Source organism: Formosa sejongensis, assembly GCF_033447105.1.
Taxonomy (GTDB): Bacteria; Bacteroidota; Bacteroidia; order Flavobacteriales; family Flavobacteriaceae; genus Formosa.
The window spans coordinates 86,560-110,160 of the sequence record NZ_JAWQUN010000012.1 but is presented as its reverse complement, the minus strand read 5'-3'; the positions used below and the strand labels follow the sequence as shown (position 1 = coordinate 110,160).

The window sequence follows — 23,601 nt, the reverse complement described above, 5'->3', positions numbered from 1 at the left end:
ATTATAGTTCGTTTATGATTCCACCAAATAAATGCGTGTAACGCTTTTTGGCTAATTCTAATTTAATTTCTAAGTTTCTAATCTTTACAGACATGTCTAAGTCTTTTGCGACATAATCCTTCGCATCAAAATCTGAGGCCAAAACCAAACTATTGGCATCTGTAGGGCTCATATCTAGCATATTTTCTTGTTCGCGTTTTAAACGTTTTAAAGACAAGGCTAAATCTTCAGTTTCGCGTTTGTACATGAGTTGTGCGTCTTCTGCAATGGCACTAGCACGATCGTCTCTTATTTTTTCGTTGTTACGTTTTAATGATTCTAAAAACGCAGCACTTTTAACTTGATCTTCCATAAAAAAAATGTTTTTTACAAAGTTAGCATTAGTTTATAGGATTTGCATCCCTGAAAAGGGTGGATTTTAGTTTTGTGAAGAAATTAATTATATGTTCAGTATATCTGAAGTAGATTTAAAATATCACTGAAATCAGTCAGCAGGTATATTTACTTAGTTACTATCTTTGATATTCTTAAAACGTACCTATGACAACATTACATTTATCTTCAACAGGATTTAAAATCAACAACATTTCAATAGCGTTTCCAGTTGATGTAGACACTTTAAAAAATCATCTAAACACTAATTATAGAACATATAAAGCGAAAAATAACACCATTTTTACGTGGGACGAATTAGGGATTTTAGGATACTCGAGTAACGGTAAATCGATAGATTCTTTAACTTTAGAATTAGAACCTGATGCTTTCGATTTTAGTCCGAAAACCAAATTTTCTGGAACGTTTTATTTTAATGATGAAGAGATTACCAAGTATTATAAAACTCATAAAGCAGAACGCGTAGAACTTTTTGAAGGTGACGATTGTGGTGCTTTGGTACAGCATAATATTAGTGCTTGGTTCGATATTAATAATGACAACATTAGTGCTATTGAAATAAGTGCTTACGAATCTTATGAGCGTTGGCAAGGCATTCCCGAAGATAAATATATTATAAAACCAATTGATGAAGACCAAATTACGTTTGTCGATTTTGGATTTAAACTGTCTATTATAGAAGAATTGATGTATGTGAAAGGACTTTTAGAGCCTAAATTTGATCTCTATGAATTTGCAAGATGGTACAGAGGACGTGACATAAATATTGATGAAGAAGGTTACAAACCGATTGCAGAAGTGGTACAATATTTAAAAGATTTTCCAATTCCTAAACGTTTGGCCACAGAAATTACAGAAATTTATCAAGATGGAGGAAACGATATTTATATGAATCTTTCACCTTTTTGTGGAGGTGATGAAGAGAGTTGGGATATTAAATGTGGTGATGATGTAAAACAGTTTCCAAATTTAAAAAAGGCAACCTTATGTTATGCAAAATTACATGTGCGTGATGAGTTTATCGCACTAGGAATTGATGCTAAATGGTTATAAAAATTAAAACCCATGATTCAAGAACATTATCAAAAAGCAATACAATTTGCGGGAGAAAAACATCACAATCAGAAGGTGCCAGGAAGTCAAGCGAATTATGTTTTGCATCTTTCTAATGTCGCTATGGAGGTTTTAATGGCGCACAAAGCGTCTTCTGATTTCGACTTGACTTTTGCCATTCAATTAGCGCTTTTACATGATACGATTGAAGATACTGATACTACTTTTGAAGATTTAGAAATTACATTTGGAACGCGTATAGCCCGAGGTGTACAAGCATTAACTAAAGATAATAGCATACCTACTAAAAGCGAACGTATGCTTGATAGTTTAAATCGGATTTCTGTTTTAGAAAAGGAGGTCGGTTTGGTGAAATTAGCCGATCGGATTACCAATTTACAAGAACCGCCAAATACTTGGAATAAAGTTAAAATTATAGCGTATCGGGAGGAAGCGATTTTGCTTAATACCAAGCTTCAGAATAAAAATAAGTATCTTAATAATCGTTTGAATAATCAGATTGAAAACTATAAAAAGTACACGCTCTAAAGCGTGTTTTTTCATACTGTTTTTTACCGTTATAATAAAACTACCTGTATTCAGTATGTATCAATTTCACTATTTTCAGGGATAAAATCCAAAGGCATTACTTCTAATTTTGAATTGTAAAACAAATACATTCAACATGAAAAATACGCTACTTTATTTCGCACTTATATTAGTTTCATTTTCTTCTTGCAGCAAAAAAAGCTATACGGCATTGTATCGTGAAGATGCACTTTTGGGACAAAATGAAATCAAGTATAATTTATCTAAGAACCTATTGAAATTAGAGATTATATATACTTTAAATGAACCAAGAGTTTTTAAAAATGGAATAGATCAGGCGTTAACGTCACGTACAACTAAAATTACGATCGAAGATCCTTTAAAAATTTCGAAGTTATTAGTCGCAGATCAATCTAAAACTTTTGTCCTTAAAGGAAATCAGGTATCGGAAGATTATTTTTTAAATCCAGATGAATTTGTAAATACGGCAAATACAGAAACGGTTTCCGATGTTTTTGGAGAAAATATCAGTAAGACCACCTCGGTTTCAAAATCATCATATACAGATTCTCGTGAGCAGGCCGAAGCTTATGGCTCAGTAATAGAAATATTAGATAATTTATCTAGGATAAAGACTAAGGTTGATGCAGATTACACCTTGGATCTCGTATCATTTTACAAAAGTCAGATTACAATGTTAAATGAAGATTTTAAACCGTATATAAAAAAATCTAAAATTAAATACACAGTAATTATAGACCCATCTGTTATGGATTCGACGGAAGGAAAATGGTCTACAATACAAAACGAAAACATACTGCATACCATTTTTCCAAGTCACATTTTTAAAGATAACACCACATTAGTGGATACTGTTACGATGGTTACTCCAAATTTGGAAAACTATAAACTTTCATTTTTAGAACAAAAAGAAGCTGTAGAAGGACTTGTGTATCGCAGTCCGTCGTCTGAAACATTCGATGTTAAAGTGAATAATCATTTACTTCAAGGTGATGCTTTAGAATTGTCACAATTTGGAACGATGAAAGTCATTTCTGTAGACGAGTTAAAAGGAGATATTGGATATGATGTCATATTATTTAAATCTAAAGAAACCGAGCATGCCCTTGTTCAAAATGTAAATGTTTCTAGTCTTAATGACACGGTAGAGCTTTTAGATTTCGATTCTAATGAATCTATAGAATCCTCGCAAATAGCAATTAGAAATGAATACAAAGTTAAATTGGAAAAAATAGATCTATTAATAAATAAACTTAAAGCACGTAAAAATGAGCTTTAAAAGAGGGGTTTAGAGTTCAATATTACTGAAATCCGTTACTTAAAACCATAAGCAAAGGATCATCTTTGTGTATTGAGAAAAAAATATAATTAGATAACATACAAGAATCATCAAATGAACATCATAAAAGATATACTTAAAAAAGATCCAAATAGTGAAAGTGGTTATAAATTAACCCTTGCATTCGATGGATACAAAATTAAGATACATCTAGATTTAGGCGATGTTTGTTTAGACGATATGATTGTTTTAGCGAATATGGTTTTAGAAGATTTTGATACGTTCGAAAACAAAGCGAAAACAGCTATTGTAAGCAATTTTTTAGATAACTATAATGAGAATTGGGCAGATGAAGAAGAAGGTTATCCGCTATTAACCAAAGACGCCTTTAGAAATAAATTAGAGGTAACAGCCATTCATTTGTAATCAAAAGATTTAATTGATGTGTTTTATACAGAAGCTGGCATGTTCGGAAATCATTATTTAGTAGCGCATTCTCATGATGGCAAAAATTTTGATGATACCACAATGTTTGGATAAAAACGATTAAGATGACAGTAGAAGACCTAAAACATGAAATTGCTAAATCTGTTACTAAATTTAACACAGGCGGATTTAGACCTAAAAACACTATACACGAAAGTTGGATAGGAAAAGTGTTTGCTTATAATGAAGATGAAGAGATTCCGATAGATAAAAACGGAGACCAAATGTTTCCTTTGGCGCAATTTTATCTTCCTAATTTGCCATATGTTCATCCAAGTCTCAAAAACACAAAACTCATCACTGTTTTTGTTTCAGCAGAATTACCAGAATGTTTTGAAGACATGGGAGACCATTGGGTGCTAAGAGAATATGATAACCTAGAGAGTATTCAAATTAAGAATACTGAAAATTCAAACTCCTTTATAAATGCATTTCCTTTAGTTCCGGAACTAGATGAAAATGATTTCCCGTTATGGGATGGTGGCGGTTTGTCTATGGCAATGGAAACCGAAATTTTGAAATTAGAAAACGAAGGTGTAATTGAAGATTACTTTGATATCGCAGAACATGTTTACAATCATAAAATTGGTGGTTATCCTTCTTTTTGTCAATCTGGAATTGGCGATGCTGAAGGATTTGGAGAAGGGTTTCAATTTGTGTTTCAGATTTCATCAGATGAAAAGGCAAATTTCAACGTGATAGATAGCGGTAGCTTAATGTTTGCTAAAAATACGGATACTAACCAATGGAGCGTTTATTACGATTTTTATTAATCCATTTTAATCAGGATTACCTTGAAGTTTTGAAAACACCTAAATCTAATTCAGAAGCAAAACGATTGCTCTTGATTAGAGCAGTTAATAGACTAAAATTGTCACAAAGCCCAATTCCACATTAAATAATAAAGACAAAAACAGAACGTAAAAACACCCTATAGTTATGTCAGGTTCTGGTAGTTTTTTCTAAAAAATTAAAGATGAAGACATTGTTTTTATTGTAAACACATTTAGATGAAAAATTTATCACAATTTCAGAAGTTAATGATAACACTATTTACGATTTGATAAATTAAAATCAGAGAAATGATTATAGAGAATGGTAAACTTTTAAGTAGATGTTTAATACATACTAGATATGAATAAAAAAGTAATTCTTCTTATAGTAATTTTTGTTTCTTTAGTGATGTATAATCTATTTAATTACTTAAATCGAGAACAGTTTACAGAGGAAGAAAGTCATATTTCTCAGTCTTTATATGGCAGTTTAATCATATATATGGAGTAAGGAGCAAGGCATAACGATGCCTATTGTAAAATTTACCTTTTCGATACAACGGTTTATCCTAATTTGAAAGAAGAAGGTACGTTTCCTTCAAAATCACAGAAGAATAACCCGAAAGCATTATTCTTTATTCCTATAAGATTATATGCTCGAACTACAGATTTTGAATGGAATGAGAAAAGCAACAAAGTAAGGCTTATACAACGCGCTATTAATGAAGAAAGCGCTTTGAATTATGAAATTGATTTGAAGAATTTTAGCATTTATAAAATGCAGGAATAGACATTTTTATATTAGTAGTTTAAGTTTGCTTTTATATGGGTTTCCTATGAATAAAAAAGGAATAACTCTAACGTTATTATGACAAAAATAACCTGATAGTTAAGATCGCTAGGAGTAAAAAGATGTTTTTTTTCTTAAAGAAAATATAATTTTAGGAGATAGATTATAAAGTAAAGTTAAGACCCTGAATTTAATTGGTCACAAAAAATTTAACTTTTAAGTTTGATTTAAATCTTTAAAAAAACCATTATGTTGAAATCATTAAAAAATAGTAACTTAATCGTGTACATGTTTGTTTTGGGATCGATGACTTTACAAGCCCAAGAACAAAGTGTATCTGACAAAGAATTGGGTATGTTTGCTGATGCCTATATAGAGGCTCAAGTGCAAAATCAAAAATCTCAAGAAAAAATGATAGCCATCATAAAGGATGAAGGTTTGGAAATAGAGCGTTTTAATCAAATCCAGCAAGCTAAGATGGATCCTAGTCAAGAATCGAATGCGACTGAAACGGAGATAAAAAAGCATGAAAATGTGACTAATAAATTAAAGGAAATGCAACCTGAGCTAGAGAAAAGCACCATTGCTAGTATAGAATCTACAGGGATTTCTTTAGAAGAATATGAGTCTTTAATTGGGAAAATTCAGGCAGACCAAAGTCTTCAGGAACGGTTGCAGGCTATTTTAGTAAAGCGTCAAGGTAATCAGTCTTAATCATTTTAAAAGTCGCAGAAATTATTTGTAATTTTTGCTTAAATAAATGCCAGGTTTCTTTAAAAGATAAGAAACCTGGCATTTATATTTTCATGTAAGTCAGTACTAAATTAAATACATTTTGAGTTCGTGTTTTAATTCATTTTTACAGAACTAGAACATACTTGTTATTAAGTATTTGAATTTTTTAGTTTTCATATTAAAGCCTCTAAAACCGGAATGGTCGTATTTTAGTGCTTTCAGTTTCAGTTTTGTGAAGTTTTCTGATACTGGATATTAAAATTAAAGGGCGTTTTGAAAACCTGTATTTAAGGCACTTAATTATAATTGATTAAATCCGGTTTGATTTTCAAAAAGACTTAGGGGAGCAGTTGACTAAGGTGAAATATTCTATTTTAAATGCTGAAACGATGAATAAAATTTCTCTTTTTAGAAGTAAAAAAGATAGGTTCTTATAATACTGTTTTAGACAGCAATACGCCCAATGGCTTCCATACGATTTAAAATAATAGGTACAAATAATGCAAATTTCGCATTAAATTCTTCTTGTGTTTTTGCTGTATTTAAATTTTCACCCATATTTATCCAAGCAGTATATAAAGCATCTTCAAAGTTCGCTTCATCAGTATCTAGGTTTAAAGATTTAATTAGATTGAAATTTTCATCTTGACTGTAAAAACCGGTTGCTTTAACGATTTCAAAAACGAGCTCAAAGATACTTCTGGTTTCTAAAAGTTCGATAATTTTCACCTCTGGTTTATTAGAAGCACTTATCGATTCAAAGACATCTACCATTAAATTTTGTACTCTTCCGTTGATACTAAAGTCTAGATTTTTCAATTTTCGTGATTTTAAGTTTCTAAAAATCTTTATCGTTAGCTATTTATAACTAACGATAAAGACATGTATAAATGTTAATTCTGTTTATTAGATTATAAAGGGATATGTCCTACAATGTCACAGTTTTTTACTGAATACACTAGATCTGCAATACGTTCGTTAGGGGTCTCGGCATCATTCCAATTGTACTTATGTAGGTAAGCAAATTGATCTTTAGTGGCTTTATCTGCGTGTTGTGAAATAATCATAAGTTCACCATATTTGGATGTAGACACAAATAAATCTGCTGAGTCTAGCATGGCATGAGCTTTATTCATTTCGACCTTGCTAAAAACGCGTTCACTAGCAAAATATGTGTCAATAGAAATAAGTGCTTTATTGTCTAGTGCTTCAGCATATTCTAAAGTAGATTCTAAATTGTCTAAGTTTTGATACGCATCATCAAGCAGTTTAGTTCCGTCGTAAATATCTAAATCCGACATCGTTAAATACACAAAACCATCAGGTGTTTCTATTCCATAAATAGCAACTATTTTAGAGGGATCATTTTCAGTATCGCCTTTTATTGCAGTGGTTTGTAGAATTTCACCATCTAAACCTTCCCAAGTTCCTGCTTTTACAATAGGATAAACTTTGTATTCGCCTTGACTTGCTTTTTCTACAATGGCTTTAATTTCCTCTAAATTGTCTGTTCTATTAAGTGGATTGACCTTCATGTTATTTGTTTTATTATTTATGACAAATTTATGGTCTCAAGCACGGATTTTTATCACGGTATTCAGCCATTTGAGGATTTAGTGGTTTATGTATTTAAGCTAATCTCATTCAGTTTAATGTATAAAAAAAGGTGTTCACTATTTTGTAAACACCTTTTTTTATTGAAGATTGTTGGCCATTTGGTAAATGACTTTATTATGCTTTCGTAATAAATATTTCAACATTGAATTTTATTGTAGTCCAATCGTGTCCTAAAATAATATTATATGTTCATTTTTTTCATTGATAAAAAAACGAACCAAAAAAATCTAGGCTTACGAACTTTTATCTAAATTTTTTGTTCACTATCTAAATTTAAAGAACTCGCTACTAAAAATTAATAATATAGATACATTCGTTTAGCTCAAACAGCTTTAAATTTTACGATAGTTTCTCTTCAAATTTTACGATAAATTTTCGATAGGCCAACTTAAATAACAAAATTCAACTTATATAGAAAAAGCACCTACCTCAGTACAATTAATTCGATAAAGTCAACGCCGGTATATCTTTTTTGAAAAAGTGACTAATCGTTTAGGACGTTATTGATTGAAGTTCACTAGGGTTAATCCTTAAAATTTCCCATTCGAATGCATCGATATGATTAAATAACATAAAAAGAAAAACTATGGAGACGTATAGTAAAATAGAATACATAATTCTTCTTTTCATCTGTAGTACGGTATTCTGTTTTATTGGTCTTCAGACAAATTATCTAAGGCGATATGTCCAGTAATACGGCCTTCTTTCATTGTGAAAAGAATATTGGCTATAGGTGCATTACCATAACTTTCGTCTTCCCAAGCATCCTTGTGTAAGTTTAAAAACGCACCTAGAATTTCTTCGTCTGAGTCTCTCGAGACAACCATCATACAAGAACGTCTTGGAACAGAAACTAATAATTCGTCTGATTCTAACATGGCGTGTGCTTTTAACATATGTGCTTCAGAAAGAATACGTTCACTAGAGAAATCCTTCCCACTAGAGGTCAGAACTTTGTTTTGTAACACTTCAGAATATGTGAATTCCGTTTCGTAATGTTTTAAATTATTGAAAGCTTCGTTAGTAATTTGCTTACTATCCATGGTTTCTAAATGCTGTTGTGTAAGAAACACAAAATTGTCTGGCGTATCCATACCATAAGCAATAACGACCTTTGGACCAGCTTCTGTTTGTATTAAATTAGAATTTATTGCTCCAGCTCTTAAGCCTATCCAATTTCCTGGTTTTAAAATAGGATAAATTTTTTGGTCACTGTTTTTAGTCTGCTCAATTATTTTTTCTATTTCTTCTTGAGATTTTTCTTTTCCGTAAAGTGTACTGCTCATAATGTTGTGTGTTTATTGGTTATTACAAAATTAGAGTAACATATAACGATTTATATCACGGTATTCAGCGATTTCCAGATTTAGTAAATTATCTATAACGCTTAATTAAATAGAGTTAGAGCCAAAAAAAAAAGGCATTCTTAAAAATAAGAATGCCTTGAGTGATTTTAAATGGTTTAAAAACACCATTAATTATGTGGTTCTTTTAATTGAATTATAGTGGAATATGTCCTACAATATCACCACCTTTTACAATGAAAAGAGAATTAGTAATCGGTGCATTTCCAAAGCTATCATCCTCCCAAGTATAGTTGTGTAAGTAAGCAAATGTATTCATTGTTTCTTTATCTACATCTCTTGAAATAATGGTCATACAGGTTCTTCTAGGGATAGAAACCAATAATTCTTCAGCATCTAACATGGCATGTGCTTTTAGCATATGTGTTCTAGAAAGAATGGTTTCACTAGAAAAGTCGTTCCCGTTAGCACCAAGGGCTTTATTATCTAAGGACGCTACAAATTCTAATCCCGTATCGCAGTTTTCTAAATTTTGAAAAGCTTCTTGTGTAATTTGTTTAGGATCCATAGTTTCTAAGTGTTTTTTAGTTAAAAACACAAAGTTGTCTGGTGTATCCATACCATATGCAATTACCACTTCAGCGCCATTTTCTGCAGGTATTAAAGTAGCACTTAAAGCTCCTGCTTTTAATCCAACCCAATTACCTGGTTTTAAAATAGGATATATTTTTTGATCACTATTTTCTGTTTGTTCAATGATTTTTTCGATTTCTTCTTGAGATTTTTCTTTTCCTGAAACTGTACCGCTCATAATGTTTTTTGTTTTATTATTTATGTCAAAATTAGAGAAGCATCTCAGGTTCTTTATCACGGGATTCAGCTATTTCAGGATTTAATGGTTTATCTATACTTGATGTTTTTTTAATATAATTTATTAAAAAAATAGAGTGGTGTATGTTTAAAAAACAACAGTTTTAGTATTCTAAATACATAATATGATTTGGGTTGGTATGCGTTTCAGATATTTTAAAATCAAAAGCTCCTGCAATTTTAAAGCCCATTTTTTGATAAAAATTTATGGCCTTTTGGTTCTCTGTCCAAACAGCAAGCCAAATGCCTTTTTGTTTCTGTTTCTTTGACATTTCAACAATAAAATGGAATAATTGTATCCCTAGTTTCTTTCCATGGAAGGCTTGTAAAAGATATATTCTGTCTAATTTAGTAAGAGGTAAATTGCTTATATTTTTGTTACTGGTATTTAATTCGATTTTTGAAAAACCAGCAATAATTCCATCACTGTAGATAAGATGATAATGCACATTATTATTGTCAAACTCTTTAAATATCGTTTCTTTATTATAGGTTTTAGAAATATACTGATCTATATCTTTTTTAGAAGCACTATGTCCGTGCGATTCCAAAAATGCTTGTTTTCCTATCTCTACAATGATTTTAGAATGTGTTGCGTTTGCTTTTATAATTTCAACCATTTTAAATTGTTTTACTTTTCTTATCTATTTTGGATGTCCTTTTTGTTAAGTTATAATATATAAAGAAAGGCATTCTTATTGATTAGAATGCCTTTCTTTATATATAAATAGAGTAGAAGGTTAGTCAACCTTATAAACCAATTTCATAGTAATTGAAGCCGTTTTTTCTCTGTTTGCTGTATTAAACGTTCCTCCCCAAGAGTAATCTTCTCCTGAGTTTTGACCTGTAATTTGAAAAATTCCCATTTTAGCAGATTCTAAATCACTTAATTCTCCCCCAGAAAACTTAGCAATGTTTTCTGCACGTAATCTAGCATCTTCAGTAGCTTTAGAAATCATTTCAATTTTAAGATCAGCAAGTTTTGTATAATAATATCTTGGTGCTTGTGAATAAAACTGAACCCCTTGATTTAATAATTCGGTGATTTCTCTAGATACTTTTTCTATTTTATCAACGTCTTTAGATTCTATTTCTAGGGACTGTGTAAGTTCGTAACCCACAAATTCTTCACCAGTATAATCACCATTCACAGAATATAATTGTTTTGTTTTCTGATGTGTTGAAACTGCACTATAAACAATTTCTTCAGGTTTAATTCCTTTTTTCGTTAAGTAATCGTTTATGGTAGCTTTCTTTTGTTCTAAATAGTAGTAAGCATCTTTTAGATTGGTATTTACAGAGCCAAAGCTTCCTTCCCAAACAATTAAATCTGATGAGAAATCGGTTTTTCCTAAGCCTGTAACTTCAATTTCGCCGTCTACTTTATTTCTATCTGTATATGCTTTTCCCAAGAAAATTGAAGATGCAACGATTGCAATTCCGAAAATGATGGCACTAATGTAATTTTTCATAAGTAAGTTGTTTAATGTTTGTTTTTATTGAGTGTAAAGTTCTAAATTTTCATTTAGAGTTAAGGTTTTGATTTGAATTGATTTTTTGTTATGAGTAATTTGAAATGTCCCTGATCCAGAAATGTGTTTGGTAAAAAGACTATGATCGTCTTCATAAGAAACACCAGAATTGACATCAAATATAAACTTTGCATTTTTGAAAGCGAACGTATTTTTGATGCTATCTACAGAAATATCGGTTGGTTTTAAAGTAACATCCCAATAATTAGAAGCTTCATTACCAAAGTCTAGATTGGCTAGTAAATTTCCCCACGTTTTATTATGGTTAGCTATTTGTTCAGCTAACTGATTTTGTATGGTTTCGGTTGTCTTAAATTGATTAATTATAGATCTACCAATAAGTACCGACTAAAAACGTCATTCTTATAAATGCAATTACACTTTCGGAAGTCAGTTCTAAAGGTGCTTTTAAATCTGTTATTTCATCATCGTCTACAAAAACCACAAATAATCCGTCTTTAAAAGCGAGTAATACATTTTCGATTGCTTTTTCTAAATTCGCTAAACCGGTATTTGCTAACTCACCAAATTCTACTTTACCGCTTTGGGCCTTTTCTTGAATTTCTGCTGGACTTAAAAAACCAATGACATTAACTTCTGTTCGTTTTTTATTAAAGGCTTCGACTTGGTTCTTCACACAACCAATTAGTAAATCTTCCAAATTTTTAGGGGTTTCTTCTAAAGTAAAAGGCACTTTTTTAACCTTCTTCTTGCCTAGTCTTTTTAGTTGTAATGTAAGTTCCATTTGACTACGGATTTTTTTGCGTTAGGGATTGTCGTGGAAAGCCCACAGTGCGATAGCACGCGGACTTGCAACAGAAAGCCAGACCTCGCCTAAGCGAGGTAACGCCCTAATGATTGTATTAACTATTTATCTGTGCTAAAATTGTTGGATCTTGAATTTTATTGTCTTCTGAAAGTAATTTCATTTTAGAAATAATTTCAGCCGATTTTGGATCGTCGTCTACGAATGGCAAGAACATACGCCCTCTGTGCTGACTATGCACCGGAATGATGGATAATGCTAGTCCATTTTTGCTGACTTGACCACTTCCTAAATGGATACTGTACTCGCCAAAAGTTCCTTTTATAAACACAAAACGCTCTTTAACGGTAATGTTTTTAAGTTTGAATAACCGTGCAGATTCTTCGGCCAAGGCAGCACGCATTTGCATGGTACTATGACTTGCTTCTGGATCGACGCCACCAACGTGAGCAACACTTACCACAAGATCTACGTCTCGCATAATTTCGCTAAAAACTACGGATGAAATCTCTGTAAGCGGAATTTTTTGATACGTATCTATAGAATGAAAACAAACATCTTCTAGTGTTGGCGCTTCGGCTTCAGACGGCGAATACCAATCTGCCATGGCGTACATTGTTGCTATAAAACCGCGTTTGTGATATACTTTTTGCAAGCCTTCTTCCATGCTTACCGTCCAACCGCGACCTCTTAAAAGTGCTACGGTTTTTTTAGGCTGAATTTGGTGTCCTTGGTAACGTTCGGAACGTGTGCTGTGTTCGCGTTCATCATCGGTAATTAAGTACAACTCTCTAAAGACTTGTTTAAACGGCTGTACTAAACGTTCTGCGAATAAGTATTTCTGATACATATCCCATTCTACAGCTTTGTATAAATGTGAAGCATGGGCGATAAGCAACACATCTTCTTCTGCTAATTGATGTGTTTTTCCTGCTGCATCTGTTAAAATCCCTTCGTTATAAAACCCTGAAATCTCTTTTTCGGGTACGTACATCACTAACTTGCTTAACATCACTTTAACGATAGGATGTTGCATCATATTATGAATTTCTTGTGCTGTAAATTCATCTTCGTTTACCATCGCGTTTTCTAACGATAAACGTGTTCTGCTGTATTGTCTAGACAAGTAGGTTTTGTTTTCCTTTAAGGCAATAACTTGTTTGTCTTTATTTAATTTAGCAGGAATATTTTTCAATGATTTGCCTGCTTTAGTAACTTTAAATTCTGTTTTACCAAGGTCGTTAATCACTAATTCTATAACCGTTTCTTCTATATTAATTACGGCATTTTTCATAATGGTTTGCGTGGCTTTTGCTTCCATAGCCCAACTAAAACGCACACGGTCTTGGTAACCTGCATTTCTTGATAAGTTGTCTAAACCTATTTCTACAGCGGTGGCTTCACTTTCTTGACGTTGCGCCCCAAATTGTTTGCTTTCTTTTAAGAAATCTTGCAAGAGGTTGTAACGTTTTAATAAATCTTTTTCAGGTATGGTTTTACTTAACGGAATTAAACCTAAAGCACGCACGTAATCTTTATCGCGTTTGTCTTTAATTTTCTTCAACGTTTCGGTGATTTTTACTTCACCGAGCATCACACTAGAATAGAGTTTGACTTGTCGGTGTCCGTTTCCGTCTGTAATATATTTGGCGGCATCGTGTAGTAATTTCCAATTGGTTTTTCCGATGGTTTGATAAACTCTATTAAACCAATCGACGTCTATCGCACCAAGTGCAAAATCACTTTTTGGAATGTTAGAATAACGCGAAATAATGGTTTCTTTTTCGGAATTCATATAATCTGAAGCGTGTGCTTGAAACCACCAAACGGCATCCTCAAGTTTTTCTAAACCTAAATATTCACCAATTACACCTGTCCATTGTGTGGCATAACACGCTAATTCTATTAATCTTTTTTTAGTCACTTTAGACCCATCTGCACGTGCTGCAAAATCGGGATAACTTTCGGTGTCTTTTAAAAGCGATTTTTTTAGAAGGGCACTAAAAATTGTTTTTTTACTATCGCCATAATAACTATAACCACGTTCAAAATTATCTTTTCCTAAGCGTTCTAAAATTCGAAATACATAATCTACACCTTCTACGCTGTGAATACCATTCATGTATCCTGTGGCAGTGGTTTCTAAATCGCCACGTTCTAATTCTGTTTCTAATAAATTGGCTTTTAAGGCTAAAAAAACATGTTTAGGTACGCTGTCTTTTTCTATCCATTTATAATTTATTCTAGAATTATAACCACCGTCCATAATCACCATTAACTCTCGAGAATTTAAGGCTTGAAAAAGGATGTCATCATCATTAATTAAGCCTTTTTTGTAAAGTCTTAATGTAACAGCAATACTAGGATATGGCACAATACCTGGTCTACTGAATTGTTTAGTAATTACTTTTACATCTGTAGTTGTATTAGGATATTCAATATCTTGTGCAACTAAATACATATAAAGTCCCCAATATTTTTGAAGTTGTGCTTCTGTTAGAAGCTCTAAATTATTAATACTTAAACTGGGAACGAGTGGTAATATAACATTTGCCCAGTTAAACGTTTTTTTATTATAACGATAATTAGAGGTTTGATACTGTATTGCCTTGAGGTTTTTAGGAAAATTAGCAATCATATCTTCCATAACATCTAGCTTAAAATTAGCTAGAATTCTTTCTTCTGCATAGACTTTAAATAGACGTATTAAAATTTTATTATAGTCATCAGCTTTTGAATTGTAACGGTCTTCCTTATCCAATTTTAAACCACTTAAATCTGGATAATACTGTCTTGCGAAAGGCTCAAAATCTTTATAGGCTCCAAATGGATTGTTATGATGCTTAATGTAACGAATTGCAGCATACATTTCAAAATCATTAAGCTTACTTTGCTCGTGCCAAGCGATCCAAACGTTTGCTAAAGGAATGTTATGTAAAAGTTCTTCAGGTGTTGCATCATCTCCTAATTTTTTAATATCACGAATGCCTTTGTCTATATAAGTCGTTGCTATTTCTCCTTGATATATTTCTGTTTGATATTCGTGATTTCTGTTTTTAGTAACACTGTCAATTAACGTATTAACTTCCTTTACAATTTTATTCGCATCTATAAACGCTTTGAATTTAAATCCCGAAGATTCTGAAGTGGTGATTCCTAACTTATCAAAGAAACTCGTCTTTTTTTCGAAACGCGTTTGTGGTATATATAACGGTGTTAAGTTGTTATAATCAATAGCTCCGAAACCATTACTAAAATCGAATTCTTCGGCATTATCTGTAAACTTATCTAAATAAACTTGTTCGTTTTTGGTGATTTTAGGACGTTCGTTATAGAGGCGAATTTGGTCTTCTACAAAATTAGACTGTTTATTTTCGTCGTGTAAAAGTGTCAACATCTCTAAACCTGCTATACGCTGATCTAAACTTTTTGCTGTTACTAAATTTGTAGCACTCGTTCTTAAACGGTCGGCTGGTAATTCGACTAATAATTTAATTAGTGAGGTACGTAAGTTTTTATGTTTTCGTCTTAATAAATCTTCAGCAATTTCTAAATCTGTGTCATACAGGTGCATTCTACTAAATAAGTTGAGTCCAGTGGCCATTAATAACTCATTTCTGTTATAAATGGCTTTTCTAGCTAAACCTCTTTTCCAAGAATTTTCATCGTAATCTAAACGTTCCTTTTTCTTTGCATCCTGTTCGTAATTGTAAAAAGAATAGCTGTAATCTTTAGGAAACACTTTACGGATGTAACTTTCTCTAAATTCTGTTGGAAGGATGTCTAAATCATTCGCGATTAATTCTAATTGTTCTTCATTCGCGCCACTGATTAAAAACTGATAGAAATAATAAGATGAAGGCGTGAAACTCCACCAAGAAAATATTTTACTCTCAAAGGTTTTTCCTTTGTCTTCTGCTGTTTTTGCGACTTCAAATAATTTTTCAAAAGATTCATTATTTAATGACATATTTGATGGTAAGTTTACCGCCATCCAATGGTCTAGTGCATAATCTTTTCCTAAGTTGTTTTTGAAATATTCAACTAAAGCATCATTCGTTCTATCTGTCTTACTGATAAAGTATAACGCTAGAATTTTTTTGTTCCGATCTTCAGATTCAAAAACAATATCTAAGGCTTTTCTATTCGCAGTGTCTACATCTAAAATACCAATAGACCACAAACCAACTAATACTTCTAAATTATCTTTACTTTTTAAGTACGTATCTACTTCTTTTACATTTAAAATTAAAGATTGTGCCAATTCTAGCACACGATTAATAACCGATTTTTTAGGTGTTTCCCAATTTAAACCAAACCAGGTGCTTACGGCTCTGGTAACACTAGAAAACCGCGTAAGGTCATTTTCTAAAACAACATGAATGATATATTTTAAAGCACCAAGACCAGACTCGTCTAAAGATTCTAAAATGGTTTGTCTTAAACCTTCTTGACGTTGGGCAGCGAGTAATAACTTGGCTACCATTTCCCAATGTTTCTCTTCTTCGGAAAGTAATAAGGCTTTAATAATATCTGCACTTACGCCTCCAATTTCATCTTCAGCTTGAAGAATATCGTCTAACAATTCATCAAACATTCCATTTCCATTATGGAGTAAAGTAGCTAAAAAGTAGCTGTTTCCATGAGGGAAATAGGTGCTATATTGAAAATGTTCATGTAGTGTTAATCCGCCAAATCCTTTTCTGCTTAAACTTAAAAAATGTGTAAAAACTTGTAATTTATTATGTAATGTATCTTCAGTTTTTACAGATCTAAATGCCTTTCTATCATAACCTCTTTGGTAAGGAAGTGTATCCATAAAGTCCCACATATCGGCTAAATATGGCACTTGGATAATACCAAATAACTGCATTCCTAGACGCATACCTTCTTGGGTTCGCCAAGGATTGGTATGAATAGCATCTTCAGAAACTGCAATGTAATCGGTGACACTATAATAGCTTCTTCTATTTTCTTTATCAATACGTCCTAAAATTTTAGCTAACACGCGATAAGGCTCAGAAAATGCACGAAATTCAAACCGATCTATATCTTGCTTTTTATTTTTCTCAATATATTTAGTTGCTTCTTCAATTGGAATCATATCTTGTAATGCTTAATATCTTGTTATAAATATAAAATATTCACCTTTAAAAGGAGGTGATAATTGGTTGCAAGATAAAAGTAAGATATCGTTTTTTACTCACGGTATTTGGGGATATTTTTATTGAAGTTTTAATGTTTCATCGTTATTATATAAAAACATCTGTTTTGAATATAAGTGCATAAAAATGGAAGTAGGAGTGGGGAAGCGGGGTTGTATTAGATTTGAAATTTAAATAGTGTCTTTAGCAATATTGAATGTGTTTGGATTAACGTTTTTATTGATTAGGTGAATAGCTTATAAAAAAAATAAGATCTCTGATTATATATTAATCAGAGATCTTACAAAAATGCAGTTTATGCATTGTTAATATTTTCATATTGTCTAAAATGATCTATTTTTCGAGACCATTTTTCATGAAATATATTCTTAAATCTGTTTTAAATTATTTAGCTTTTTTATTTAATCTCCCTTCAGCTAACTTGTCCAGTTTATTGTCTGCGTTATATTCTTCATCTAAAGTCTTTTGTAATTCTGATGCAATATCATCATGACCTAATTCTTTGGCGAAACGAACGGCTGTCCCATAACCAGAAATTTCATAATGCTCTACACGTTGTGCTTCGGCAATTAAGCCAGCATCCATCACCTCATTACCTTCAGCTTCTTTCATAAAACCTTCGGCTTCTTTAATAAGACCTTCCATCGCCTTACACTTTTCTCCGCTTGGCTTAATTTCAAGAGTTTTGCAGATATCTTCTAATCTTGATTTCTGATTTTTTGTTTCATCTAAATGATCTTCAAAAGCTTTCTTTAATTTTGAATCTGTTGCTTTCTTTGCCATTTTTGGAAGCGCATCAACTAACTGACTTTCTGCGCTATATAAATCCTTTAATTGGTGTTCGAATAATTCCTTTAAGTTTTTCATGATTTTAAGTTTTTTATTACTGCAATAAAATTAGATAATAAGTTCCTGATCGATTACTCTAAAAAAAACGAATATTAACTCTATTCATTTAGGTAATTGTGGTCTTAAAAATGATAGTTACTTATAAGTTTTTAGATTCTACGATATATTGAAAAGTCTTAATGAATTCACTATTTCTGCTTTCTGCAGAACATGATGTTTTACACACTAACATATTCATTTGTACCTCAAATTGAATATAGTCTCCAGTCTTCGACGTTGTTGACAGAACAGGGGTTTTTACATTTTCGTTAAATAGGACCTTCATAAAAACATTAAATCCCGTTGGAATGTTTTCAATTAAAACTCAGTCTGCTTTGCTCCATCAGTTCTAAGTTTGTATCATATAATATTGTGAATATTTGAGTTAAAAACGATATAAGCACGTTTTTTATTCGAAAGGATTAAACATGTTTTTATTTTTTAAATAAATTTAAGTACTCTATTATTTTAACTTATGACTTTACATGAATCTATTTGGTTAGTATTATCCGTATTAGGCGTTTTTTCGATAATAATTATAATCACGAGAATATTTGGACTCAGGACATTTGCTAAAATGTCGAGTATTGATTTTGCTTCAACGATAGCAGTTGGTTCGGTACTAGCATCTATTATTTTGAACAAAGATTATTCTCTATTAAAAGGAGGAATCGTGCTCGTGAGTATTATTGGTTTACAAACGGTATTTTCGCTGCTGGTACGTAAGAATGATTTTTTCAAAAAAATATTCACCAACAAACCTCAAATAATAATGTGGAATGGAAAAATACTGCACGAAAGACTGAAACGTTGTAATGTTGGCGAAGACGATCTTATTGCGAAGTTAAGAGAAGCCAACGTTCATGAATTTTCTGAAGTTAAAGCTGTGATTTTTGAAAGCACAGGAGATATATCAGTAATTCATAATGATCAAGAAAAAGGTGTAGAACCACGAATGTTTAAAGATGTGAATATGCAAAGTCTAGAAATCGAACATTCTAAAAAACAATAAAAACGCTATTTTAATTGAATTGTTGGAGGCGATATTTTCTTTACCATAAAGCACATACCGAATCAGATTTAATTAGGATAGATGATTTTAATAGAAGAAACTGTAGTAATTATTCCCCTTTTAAAATCATCCTATTTTTTTGATACTATACATTAATGTCTAATCAGAACTTAAATCTTCTTAATAAATTCCTCTAAATCTGTATTGATTTCTACGGTTTCATTATCTGCAAATTTATCCATAGCGCCATGCATATTTACAATGGCAGGAATACCATATTCTCTTGCTACTACGGCGCCATGACTTAAAGGCGAACCTATTTCTGTAATAATTCCACCTATAATCGCAAAATAGGGAGACCATCCAATATCTGTGTATTGGCAGACCATAATATCTCCTTTTTCAAGCTTGTCGGCTTCTGCTAAACTGCGAACGACCTTTATATTACCTGTAACTTGGCCTTGACTTACAACAGTTCCATTACTAGTACTGCCTTCTGAAGATTGATTATTAGTCGGGTAGGGATGTCCGTAATACACTTCGTTAAAACTCATTTTAGAGAATACCGCAGTTAGTTTTTTACGATCTTTTATTAATTGATGCGTATTTAGGAGCTTTCCATGTATTGCAGATCCGATTTCTTTATGGGTTAAATAAAACAAATCCGATTCGTCTTCAATACTATGTTGTTCTTTTAATTTTTGAGCTAACTCGATATATGCAAATTTTAGTTTCTGTTGAAATTTGATTGCTGCAGATTTACTCATTTCCCGCATGGCAACAGCTTCTCTAGTTGTATTTGCTAATTTTTTAATGATCAATTTGTTGACGCTACTCATCTTTGGAAGTTTTGATAACGCATCTTGCATATCAAATGCTTTTGTAAAGGCATCAAACTGACCTGTTTTTACAATGTTTCGTAACACAGGAATAAGCTTCATCGGATCTTGAGACCAGTCTTTTTCTGCCATTTCAGCCTCGCGAACACAACGATGTCCATGCTCCGCGATGAATCTATTATATGTTTCTCCAAGAAGACCTTGATCTGTTTGGATACGTTTTAATAAGCTAGCGTCGTCTAAGTCATTGCTGTTTGGAATAGTTTTAGAAATTTCTTTGGCAAGGTTTTTAAGTTGTTGAATAGAATCTGCCCCCACAATACCATCAATATTGCTTAAAAAATGAGAGGCGTACGTATTACTTTCTGGGCTTGGTTTTGGGCCGCCGCTAATAACACTTATTAGTGCAGAATATTGACTTCCAGATTTACCAGACGTACAATAATGATAGCTATAAGCAAGATTTAAATTATGTAATTGGCCGTCAATCCATTGGTGTAAATCTTCGGTGTTTAGATGTTCTGGTTGATGTATGGTGTCACACATCAGCTGTAACTTTTTTAATCGCTTTTTAGCCTTTCCAAAATATCTAAACTGCTTGACTTGATTTTTAATTTGAGTAAAGGTGTCTTTCGGAATTCCAGGAGATTTTTTATCTAATTCACGACCAAGAATACTATATTCTATATATTCATTTTTTGGTAAAAGGATATAGTCAGAAATAGCATAAAGTCCGCTGAGACTAATAAATCCGTGATTGTAAAAATATTTGATGTTTAAATGTTTATCGACAATTTCCTTTTGTACACCACATTGCATATAAAAGTCCTGAATACCGTATTCAATGGCTTTCCCAAACGTAGATAGAGAAAGTGGTGTTAAATGACCTGGCATCATTTCGCCAATATTAGCTCGTGTTAGAATTTCTTCGTCATGTGCTAATTTTGAATCTAATGCGTTAGGATGCACATCCGATAGTGTCGTGATTGGTCTAACTTGTAACCAATATAGAATGTCGTTTTGATCGACTGCCCATTCCACATCCACTTCATGACCTAATGCTGTTTTAAGCTTTATTAATCCTTCATTTAGTTCACGAAGAATAGCAACTGAAGCTAATTTCGATTCAGTTGTAATGTCATTTTTTTCGTGCTTATTAATTTCAATCTGCTCAGGTTCTGCTTTTCCGTCAACCAATTTATCTCCTAATCCTTCAACGATATTGATAACCGAAATATCCCGTCTTCCAGTAACAGGATCTGCAGAAAAGGCAACTCCGGCGTATTTAGCATCAACCATGTCTTGGATAATAACGGCGACATTATTTTCGCTTTGGGCATCAGTATCATATGTCTTTACCCGATCGGTTTCTCCAGAAGCAATACAGTCTTTTACCGCCTGAACAATAGCTTCTAAATTATTCAGATTCAGATAAGATTCAAATTGACCTGCAAAAGATTGCTGCTCGCCATCTTCTCGCATCCCACTAGATCTTACTGCTTTATTAGCATCGGACATCCATGAATAATGCCCTTCAGGATTATCGAAAAAAGTATCGTGACCTTCTGGTGTAATGACTAAAAATTCTGGAATTTTAAATCCGTTTTGATGTAATATACTTAAGCCTTTGGCCTTTCCTCCAACGGGAAGATCGCCTAATGTTTCATTATATTTATATATCATAATGAGACGGATTAAATCCAAATTCTGTGACTAATCTTATAGGTATACCATTAACGGTTCCAAAAGAAACACCTTCATTTATCTGGTATTCATTATCCATATTATAAGGGACGAATGATTTGCGTTCGCAAATAAGATGATAGGATTTACCATCGGAATATTTTAATTTAAGGTCTAATTTGTCAGGAAAAATAGGGTCTTTAGCAAAATCTTCTATTGTTGGAAATTCTCGTAAGTAATGAATTTGTTCTCCTTCTGTGACGAATCCTGCAGATAATTGTCCCATATAATCGTACTGAACCATGGAGAAATTAAAACATTGTTTGTTTTCCATCATCCCACAAATCCAAACGTGGCGTTTCCAACCGCCCCATTTACGAATGCCCCAACTGTGATCGCGCATAGAATAAAAATCTACAGGCCTTTTATCTCCATCAATTTCTATAGTTCCTGTAAGTCGACCACCTTGTTCGAAATGTTGTTTTTTAGAATCTTTTAATTTTTCAAAAAACGATCTGGACCATTTTGCTTTGGCAATGGCATTAGCTGTAGCATCTACAATCATTGCATTTTGAAAATCTATGATAGGCGTTTCTGCTTCGAATTTTAAATCTATATTGACTTTTTTTGAAGTGCCTTTTAAATCCATGTCACCTTGAAAAGTAACGTTCCATTCTTTTCCTAATTCAACGGCATCGAAACGTAAATTTCCTTGTAGAAAGCCTTCACCTTCTTCGCCAGGATGTTGTTTTAAGCGTAATAAACCTAAATCTGGGAAGAAGACTTCTAACCAATATTCATTACCTCTTGTGGTTCTAAAACTTTGTCTTACAAAAAAGAAAGAACCATCGTCTGAAATCCCATTAAAATAAGAAGAGTCGTTAAATAAGTTTTGAGAAGGGTCTTTATGTTTTTGTTCAATTTCTTCTAAAGGCGTAAGTTCAATGTCTCGCTTTAAAAGTTGCTTTTTTATCATTTTATATTTTAAACGCTCTAACATCTTACTCTAAATATTTTGATTTTAATAATTCAAGTTCCACTTCACTTAAGTTTAATTCGGTTTTAAAGTAGGTGTTTACAGAACCATAAGTGGTGTCTAAATACTCGAAAACACCTTTTAAAATGTCTTCATGCACATAGAAAAGGGATTGTACTGGCGCAAATTCTTCATCGGAAACTTCTCTATGGAATTGTTTGCTAAAATTTTCCTTAATCATTTGGAGGTGGTATGTATTCTGCTTTTTTAGAAATTCGTTAGATAGTAAATAATCTTTATAAATATAAGCTCTATCGACGTCAAAGAAATCTAAAAGGAGGGCGCTAATTATTCCAGTTCTATCTTTACCGTGACTACAATGGTATATAATGCCTTGGTCTGCATCTATAATTTCACGAAATATAGCAGCCAGTTCTGTTTTGAAAGTTGTGATTAATTCAAAGTAAATTTTATTCAATAGATTAGGTTCTATTAAACTAAATTCCCCTTTTTCGAATATCGGAATCAAAGACTTTGAAATGTTTCCTGCATTTAAAGGAATATTCTTGTAGACTATACTTTTAGGATATTCTCCTTTTCCAATGAGGTTAATCTCTTCGGTTGTTCGTAAATCTAAAATCTCCCCTATGTGTAATTCGGTTAAAATAGATAAATCATTTTCATCCATTTCTCCTAAAAAACCCGATCGAAAAATGCTATTAGGCTTCACCTTTTTGCCGGATTTTGTTAGTATACCACCTAAATCACGAAAATTAGGTTGGCTTTTTAATGTCATTTTCATTTAATATTTAATAAGTTTAAATATAAAAAAATTGTAATACATCGCTGCATTACAATTTTTTTTAATTT

21 protein-coding genes are annotated in these 23,601 nt (G+C 32.2%); 8 read left to right on the top strand and 13 right to left on the bottom strand.

What is annotated here, in order from left to right; translation table 11 throughout:
* Nucleotide 1 precedes the first annotated feature (1 nt).
* Nucleotides 2-352 (bottom strand): hypothetical protein, encoded by a 351-nt coding sequence (locus R6X41_RS12655; protein ID WP_318500707.1) that lies wholly within the window; start codon nucleotides 350-352, stop codon nucleotides 2-4.
* Nucleotides 353-540: 188 nt separating this feature from the next.
* On the opposite strand from R6X41_RS12655, the gene R6X41_RS12650 reads away from it, so the two are divergent.
* From R6X41_RS12650 to R6X41_RS12620, 7 genes are all read left to right on the top strand, one after another.
* A complete protein-coding gene (locus tag R6X41_RS12650) occupies nucleotides 541-1,446 on the top strand; it encodes a DUF6892 domain-containing protein (protein WP_318500706.1) in 906 nt (301 codons plus the stop codon).
* 12 nt (nucleotides 1,447-1,458) lie between these two features.
* Nucleotides 1,459-1,995, top strand: coding sequence for an HD domain-containing protein (locus R6X41_RS12645; protein ID WP_318500705.1), 537 nt, complete (start codon nucleotides 1,459-1,461; stop codon nucleotides 1,993-1,995).
* 136 nt (nucleotides 1,996-2,131) lie between these two features.
* Nucleotides 2,132-3,295: a hypothetical protein gene (locus R6X41_RS12640; protein ID WP_318500704.1), complete on the top strand. Its 1,164-nt coding sequence runs from the start codon at nucleotides 2,132-2,134 to the stop codon at nucleotides 3,293-3,295.
* Nucleotides 3,296-3,409: 114 nt separating this feature from the next.
* On the top strand, nucleotides 3,410-3,721 hold the full coding sequence (locus tag R6X41_RS12635; protein ID WP_318500703.1) for a DUF2262 domain-containing protein: 312 nt from the start codon (nucleotides 3,410-3,412) through the stop codon (nucleotides 3,719-3,721).
* Between the two features lie 125 nt (nucleotides 3,722-3,846).
* The gene (locus R6X41_RS12630; RefSeq protein ID WP_318500702.1) at nucleotides 3,847-4,554 is read left to right on the top strand and encodes a DUF1963 domain-containing protein; all 708 of its coding nucleotides are present in this window, start codon (nucleotides 3,847-3,849) and stop codon (nucleotides 4,552-4,554) included.
* Between the two features lie 574 nt (nucleotides 4,555-5,128).
* Nucleotides 5,129-5,344 carry a hypothetical protein gene (locus R6X41_RS12625; protein ID WP_318500701.1) on the top strand — a complete coding sequence of 72 codons (216 nt, stop codon included), beginning with the start codon at nucleotides 5,129-5,131 and terminating at the stop codon, nucleotides 5,342-5,344.
* A 249-nt stretch (nucleotides 5,345-5,593) separates the two neighbouring features.
* Nucleotides 5,594-6,058 carry a hypothetical protein gene (locus tag R6X41_RS12620; RefSeq protein ID WP_318500700.1) on the top strand — a complete coding sequence of 155 codons (465 nt, stop codon included), beginning with the start codon at nucleotides 5,594-5,596 and terminating at the stop codon, nucleotides 6,056-6,058.
* Between the two features lie 465 nt (nucleotides 6,059-6,523).
* On the opposite strand, the gene R6X41_RS12615 is transcribed toward R6X41_RS12620, so the two are convergent.
* The 9 genes from R6X41_RS12615 to R6X41_RS12575 all read right to left on the bottom strand — a co-directional run bounded on the left by R6X41_RS12615 (nucleotide 6,524) and on the right by R6X41_RS12575 (nucleotide 18,200).
* Complete coding sequence (locus R6X41_RS12615; protein WP_318500699.1) at nucleotides 6,524-6,898, bottom strand: hypothetical protein; 375 nt, start codon at nucleotides 6,896-6,898, stop codon at nucleotides 6,524-6,526.
* A 92-nt stretch (nucleotides 6,899-6,990) separates the two neighbouring features.
* Complete coding sequence (locus R6X41_RS12610; RefSeq protein ID WP_318500698.1) at nucleotides 6,991-7,614, bottom strand: hypothetical protein; 624 nt, start codon at nucleotides 7,612-7,614, stop codon at nucleotides 6,991-6,993.
* Between the two features lie 732 nt (nucleotides 7,615-8,346).
* A complete protein-coding gene (locus tag R6X41_RS12605; protein WP_318500697.1) occupies nucleotides 8,347-8,982 on the bottom strand; it encodes a DUF1444 family protein in 636 nt (211 codons plus the stop codon).
* Nucleotides 8,983-9,196: 214 nt separating this feature from the next.
* Nucleotides 9,197-9,811 (bottom strand): DUF1444 family protein, encoded by a 615-nt coding sequence (locus R6X41_RS12600; RefSeq protein ID WP_318500696.1) that lies wholly within the window; start codon nucleotides 9,809-9,811, stop codon nucleotides 9,197-9,199.
* 163 nt (nucleotides 9,812-9,974) lie between these two features.
* Entirely contained in the window at nucleotides 9,975-10,490 is a 516-nt protein-coding gene (locus R6X41_RS12595; protein ID WP_318500695.1) for a GNAT family N-acetyltransferase, read from the bottom strand.
* A gap of 120 nt (nucleotides 10,491-10,610) precedes the next feature.
* Entirely contained in the window at nucleotides 10,611-11,342 is a 732-nt protein-coding gene (locus R6X41_RS12590) for an SIMPL domain-containing protein (RefSeq protein WP_318500694.1), read from the bottom strand.
* Between the two features lie 391 nt (nucleotides 11,343-11,733).
* Complete coding sequence (locus tag R6X41_RS12585; RefSeq protein WP_318500693.1) at nucleotides 11,734-12,147, bottom strand: hypothetical protein; 414 nt, start codon at nucleotides 12,145-12,147, stop codon at nucleotides 11,734-11,736.
* A 118-nt stretch (nucleotides 12,148-12,265) separates the two neighbouring features.
* Nucleotides 12,266-17,272, bottom strand: a complete 5,007-nt coding sequence (locus R6X41_RS12580) for a DUF4132 domain-containing protein (protein WP_318500692.1) — start codon at nucleotides 17,270-17,272, stop codon at nucleotides 12,266-12,268.
* 445 nt (nucleotides 17,273-17,717) lie between these two features.
* On the bottom strand, nucleotides 17,718-18,200 hold the full coding sequence (locus tag R6X41_RS12575; protein ID WP_318500691.1) for a YciE/YciF ferroxidase family protein: 483 nt from the start codon (nucleotides 18,198-18,200) through the stop codon (nucleotides 17,718-17,720).
* Nucleotides 18,201-18,798: 598 nt separating this feature from the next.
* Here R6X41_RS12575 and R6X41_RS12570 point away from each other — a divergent pair.
* On the top strand, nucleotides 18,799-19,233 hold the full coding sequence (locus tag R6X41_RS12570) for a DUF421 domain-containing protein (protein WP_318500690.1): 435 nt from the start codon (nucleotides 18,799-18,801) through the stop codon (nucleotides 19,231-19,233).
* 170 nt (nucleotides 19,234-19,403) lie between these two features.
* Here R6X41_RS12570 and R6X41_RS12565 read toward each other — a convergent pair whose 3' ends face one another.
* From R6X41_RS12565 to R6X41_RS12555, 3 genes are read right to left on the bottom strand one after another with little or no spacing between them, the layout of a single operon-like run.
* The gene (locus tag R6X41_RS12565) at nucleotides 19,404-21,755 is read right to left on the bottom strand and encodes a PEP/pyruvate-binding domain-containing protein (RefSeq protein WP_318500689.1); all 2,352 of its coding nucleotides are present in this window, start codon (nucleotides 21,753-21,755) and stop codon (nucleotides 19,404-19,406) included.
* Complete coding sequence (locus R6X41_RS12560; protein WP_318500688.1) at nucleotides 21,745-22,731, bottom strand: DUF7064 domain-containing protein; 987 nt, start codon at nucleotides 22,729-22,731, stop codon at nucleotides 21,745-21,747. Before R6X41_RS12560 ends, R6X41_RS12565 begins: the two co-directional genes overlap by 11 nt.
* 25 nt (nucleotides 22,732-22,756) lie before the next feature.
* On the bottom strand, nucleotides 22,757-23,527 hold the full coding sequence (locus R6X41_RS12555; protein WP_318500687.1) for a tyrosine-protein phosphatase: 771 nt from the start codon (nucleotides 23,525-23,527) through the stop codon (nucleotides 22,757-22,759).
* Nucleotides 23,528-23,601: the final 74 nt, after the last annotated feature.

Coding starts and splice junctions, on each gene's coding strand:
- R6X41_RS12655 (WP_318500707.1), bottom strand. CDS start 352: ATGGAAGATCAAGTTAAAAGTGCTGCGTTTTTAGAATCATTAAAACGT.
- R6X41_RS12650 (WP_318500706.1), top strand. CDS start 541: ATGACAACATTACATTTATCTTCAACAGGATTTAAAATCAACAACATT.
- R6X41_RS12645 (WP_318500705.1), top strand. CDS start 1,459: ATGATTCAAGAACATTATCAAAAAGCAATACAATTTGCGGGAGAAAAA.
- R6X41_RS12640 (WP_318500704.1), top strand. CDS start 2,132: ATGAAAAATACGCTACTTTATTTCGCACTTATATTAGTTTCATTTTCT.
- R6X41_RS12635 (WP_318500703.1), top strand. CDS start 3,410: ATGAACATCATAAAAGATATACTTAAAAAAGATCCAAATAGTGAAAGT.
- R6X41_RS12630 (WP_318500702.1), top strand. CDS start 3,847: ATGACAGTAGAAGACCTAAAACATGAAATTGCTAAATCTGTTACTAAA.
- R6X41_RS12620 (WP_318500700.1), top strand. CDS start 5,594: ATGTTGAAATCATTAAAAAATAGTAACTTAATCGTGTACATGTTTGTT.
- R6X41_RS12610 (WP_318500698.1), bottom strand. CDS start 7,614: ATGAAGGTCAATCCACTTAATAGAACAGACAATTTAGAGGAAATTAAA.
- R6X41_RS12605 (WP_318500697.1), bottom strand. CDS start 8,982: ATGAGCAGTACACTTTACGGAAAAGAAAAATCTCAAGAAGAAATAGAA.
- R6X41_RS12600 (WP_318500696.1), bottom strand. CDS start 9,811: ATGAGCGGTACAGTTTCAGGAAAAGAAAAATCTCAAGAAGAAATCGAA.
- R6X41_RS12595 (WP_318500695.1), bottom strand. CDS start 10,490: ATGGTTGAAATTATAAAAGCAAACGCAACACATTCTAAAATCATTGTA.
- R6X41_RS12590 (WP_318500694.1), bottom strand. CDS start 11,342: ATGAAAAATTACATTAGTGCCATCATTTTCGGAATTGCAATCGTTGCA.
- R6X41_RS12585 (WP_318500693.1), bottom strand. CDS start 12,147: ATGGAACTTACATTACAACTAAAAAGACTAGGCAAGAAGAAGGTTAAA.
- R6X41_RS12580 (WP_318500692.1), bottom strand. CDS start 17,272: ATGATTCCAATTGAAGAAGCAACTAAATATATTGAGAAAAATAAAAAG.
- R6X41_RS12575 (WP_318500691.1), bottom strand. CDS start 18,200: ATGAAAAACTTAAAGGAATTATTCGAACACCAATTAAAGGATTTATAT.
- R6X41_RS12570 (WP_318500690.1), top strand. CDS start 18,799: ATGTCGAGTATTGATTTTGCTTCAACGATAGCAGTTGGTTCGGTACTA.
- R6X41_RS12565 (WP_318500689.1), bottom strand. CDS start 21,755: ATGATATATAAATATAATGAAACATTAGGCGATCTTCCCGTTGGAGGA.
- R6X41_RS12560 (WP_318500688.1), bottom strand. CDS start 22,731: ATGATAAAAAAGCAACTTTTAAAGCGAGACATTGAACTTACGCCTTTA.
- R6X41_RS12555 (WP_318500687.1), bottom strand. CDS start 23,527: ATGACATTAAAAAGCCAACCTAATTTTCGTGATTTAGGTGGTATACTA.